Below are 3,758 nucleotides of genomic sequence, written 5' to 3'. Positions count from 1 at the left end.
CGGGAACCCTTCGGACAACGCGAGAAGGAGTCCGTCGGCGGAGACCACCACGGTGTGGGACACCCCTGGGGTGTTGTCCACGAAGTTGGTGATCAACCAGTTCAGGTTCTGCGCCGCCTGGCTCATCGGGCTCACACTAACGCTCCTGATCGTAGGTGCTGCCGGCGGGGCCGAAGCCCTGGCCGTTTGTCTCACTGCCCGCGCTGCGACCCCTCTGGATGCCGCGCCGCAGGTTGCTCAACCTGCCACGGACGTCCTCAGGGGCGCGGGAGACCTGGGGGCCGCCCTGCGGGGTCGTCTCTGCTGCGCCCGCGACCAAGTTGGCCTTGGGCACCCGACGGGGGAGGCCGGAGGCGGTGACTCCGCCGGCCTTCGGCGTACGGACCTGCTCGGCACGGTGCCAGCGCTCGTCGTTCGCCGACCGCCAGTCCTGGCTCTCCTCCGGCCGGATCTGGGGGACCGCTTGGGTCTGCTCTCCTCCAGTCTGGCGGCTGGGTCCCCCCGGCGAAGCCTGGGGGTGTGCCCCCGGTTCCTCGCGCTGCTGCCGACCCTTGTCACGGCGCGGCAGGCCGGCACCGGTCAGAGAGCGGTCGCTGGAGGTGGAGGCACCCCCAGCGGAGCGAGAGGAAGGGCCCTGACGGTCGAAGCCTACGCGTTCCGGCGCGTCCAGGGGAGCGACCTGTGATTCCGATTGGGTTCCGAACTCCGGCTGGTAGCGGGCCTCGTAGCTAGCGGATTCGTTCCACTGGCCCTGGTGAGACTGGTCGCTGTAGGAGTCGTACCGCTGGTGGTCAGGCTCCTGGTAGCCGGATTCCGGATAGGCAGCCTGCGGGAATTCCGCAGTGTCGTACTGGCCGGTGTCGTATTGACCGGTGTCGTACTGGCCGTTGTCGAACTGCCCGGTGTCGTACTGCCCGGTGGTGTCGTACTGGCCGGTGTCGTACTGGCCCGTGTCGTAATGGCCCTGCTCGGCCTCGTCGCGGAAGGGCGGGCGCTCGCCGGCCACCTGGGCCTCCAGCTGCGCACGCCTCTCCTCTCGCATGAGCGAGCGGCCGACCATGTCCAGCTCGCGGGCATCGTCCGGGACTTGGAAGTGGGAGTCGTCGAAGCCCAGTTCCGCCGCGGTGCGCATCGGCCCAGCCGACTGGCCGTACGCCTGCGGCTGATCGGGCACGATCCGGGAGACGGTGAAGTCGTCCGGCTGCAGTTGCTCGCCGCCACCGCCGTGCGTGATGGCGTCGGGCAGCATGACCAGCGAGGTGGTGCCGGCCTGCTCGCCGGAGGGGCGCAGCTGCACGCGGATGCCGTGCCGGTCGGCGAGGCGGCCGACCACGAACAGACCCATCCGCTTGGCGATCTCGACATCGACGGTCGGCGGGTTGGCCAGTTTGTGGTTGATGTCCGCGAAGTCCTCGGCGGTCAGGCCGATGCCCTTGTCGTGGATCTCGATCATCACGCGGCCGTCCGGCAGCCGGGTCGCGGTGACGCGGACCTTGGTCTGCGGGGAGGAGAACGTGGTGGCGTTCTCCAGCAGCTCGGACAGCAGGTGCACAAGGTCGGTCACCGCCCGGCCGTGGATCTCGGTCTCCGGGACACCGGTGATCTCGATGCGCTCGTAGTTCTCCACCTCGGAGGTGGCGGCACGCAGCACGTCCAGCAGCGGCACCGGCTGGTTCCAGTGCTGCCCCGGCTCCTCGCCCGCGAGAATCAGCAGGTTCTCGCCGTTGCGGCGCATACGGGTGGCCAGGTGATCCAGCTTGAAGAGGTTCTCCAGCTGATCCGGGTCCGCCTCGTTGTTCTCCAGGCCGGTGATGAGCGTCAGCTGGCGCTCGATGAGGCTCTGGTTGCGGCGCGAGAGGTTGGTGAAGATCGCGTTGACGTTGCCTCGCAGCAGCGCCTGCTCGGCGGCGAGCCGGACGGCCTCGCGGTGTACCTGGTCGAAGGCCCGGGCGACTTCGCCGATCTCGTCGCGGCTGTTGATCGGGATCGGCTGGACCCGGGTGTCCACGCGGCCCGGGTCGGTACGGGAGAGCTGGTCGACCAGCATCGGCAGGCGCTGCTCGGCGACGTCGAAGGCCGCCGTACGCAGCCGGCGCATGCTGCTGCTCATCGAGCGGGCCATCAGCCTCGCGATGATGAGCGCGGTGAGGAGGGCGACGACCACGATGATGCCGTTGACGATCGCGTCCCGCTTGGCGTCGTCGGAGATCTTGCCGGCCTCGTTCACGGCCTTGTCGAGGAGCGCCTTCTCGGCCACGCGGTAGGCCTCGAACTTGCCCGTGGCCGTGGCGAACCAGGTCTCGGGGGTGATGCCCTGCGGCTTGAGCTCAGCGGCGGGGGTGCCCCGGCCGATCGCCTGGACCATCTTCTCCATGGCCGGCGGCGGGACGAACGGCAGGCCCTTGGCCTCGGCCTGCTGCTTGGCCTGGGCCAGCTGCTGCTTGCCCTTGTCCTGGGCGGCCTGCATGGCCTCCTTGAGGCGCTGCTTGTCCGCTTCGGTGCCACCGGAGACGTACTCGGCGAGGGCGATGTTCTCCAGGTAGGCGTAGGAGCTGAAGGCGGTCACCTGGGTGCTGCGGTTCTTCGCGCCGGGACCGGGCTTGATCAGCAGGTGCATACCGATGGAGCGCTGCAGCGACTCGGCCCCCTTGGCCAGGGAGATCGCGTAGACCGTGCGGCCGTAGCTGGTGATGTTGCCGGTGCCCAGGCCGAGTTCGTTGGCGAACTCCATCAGCGGGTGCTGGAGCCGGACATAGGTCTCTTCGGTCTGCACGGCGGGCAGCGCGGGGGTGTATGCCGCCTGGCGCAGTTCCTCGAGCTTGGGCTCGAAGTCCCGGAAGGCCTTCAGCCGCCGCTTGAGGCCGTCCTGGTCCGGCATCTGCTCGACGCGGGAGTCGAACTCCCGCTTGGCCTGGTCGGTGGTCTGCCGGGTCTCGGTGACGATGGGGTTGTTGCGGTCGCCGGCCAGCAGAGGAGCGGCGGTGCGGTCACGCTCGTCGAGAAGGGCGTGACCGTACGCTTCCGCCGCCCGGACCAGCTGCGCGGTGTGCTCGGCGTCCTGGGCTTCTTTCCAGGTCTGAATGGAGCTGTTGACCTGGAAACCACCGAAGACCAGGGCGACCAGCACCGGGATGAGCATGATCGCGTTCAGCCGGGTGGCGACGCGCCAGTTCCGGGGGGACAGCGAGGTACCGCTCGCGGGCGCAGCGTCGGACACGTCAGCGGGCGACGCCGCTGTGCGCGACGGCGGCGGGGTGAAGTTGCCGCGCGCTTCGTTCGCGGGGCCAGGCTTGCTTCGCCTCACTCGACCAACAACCTCTCGGCGTCGGCACCTGTGTCGTGCCGTAGTTCTTTGCGGGCCGTTACTACTCGGCAGTTAGGGAATTGCAGCACGTCAGAGCGTGCATTCCAAACACTGTGAATGACCCGTTCCGTCGGCATGAACGGCGCGATAAAACGGGCATTAAGAACGTCCTGCGGCAAATAGCAGGCCGATTGTGCGCACAGCGAAGCCATTCGAATGCGTGACGTGCTGGTAGGGGACGAATTCTCTGTCGAAACGTTATGAACATGCACGCGGGCCGTGTCAACGACACGGCCCGCCTGAGCATCAACTACCCTGCGCCCGGCCCTACTTGAGGCGCGCCATGAGGGCGTGCTCGACGAGGGTGATGAGGGCGCTCTTGGCTTCGCTGCGGTGGCGTGCGTCGGTGGTGATGATGGGCGCGTCGGGGCCGATCTGGAGTGCTTCGCGGACT

Annotated in this window: 2 protein-coding genes and 1 pseudogene; all 3 read right to left on the bottom strand. The window is 68.2% G+C overall.

Going from position 1 to position 3,758, the window contains the following annotated elements; genetic code table 11:
* Positions 1-126 (bottom strand): roadblock/LC7 domain-containing protein (locus tag ACY34J_RS28835; RefSeq protein ID WP_462729575.1); only part of this gene is annotated, 126 nt, incomplete at its 3' end.
* Between the two features lie 10 nt (positions 127-136).
* Complete coding sequence (locus ACY34J_RS28830) at positions 137-3,304, bottom strand: sensor histidine kinase (RefSeq protein ID WP_462729574.1); 3,168 nt, start codon at positions 3,302-3,304, stop codon at positions 137-139.
* Positions 3,305-3,631: 327 nt separating this feature from the next.
* A pseudogene (locus tag ACY34J_RS28825) lies at positions 3,632-3,758 on the bottom strand (ATP-binding protein); the annotation flags it as partial.

The sequence above is a fragment of the Streptomyces sp. HSS9-12 genome (genome assembly GCF_054963655.1).
Note: the sequence above shows the minus strand (reverse complement) of the source record. Positions and strands in the feature narration are given on the sequence as shown.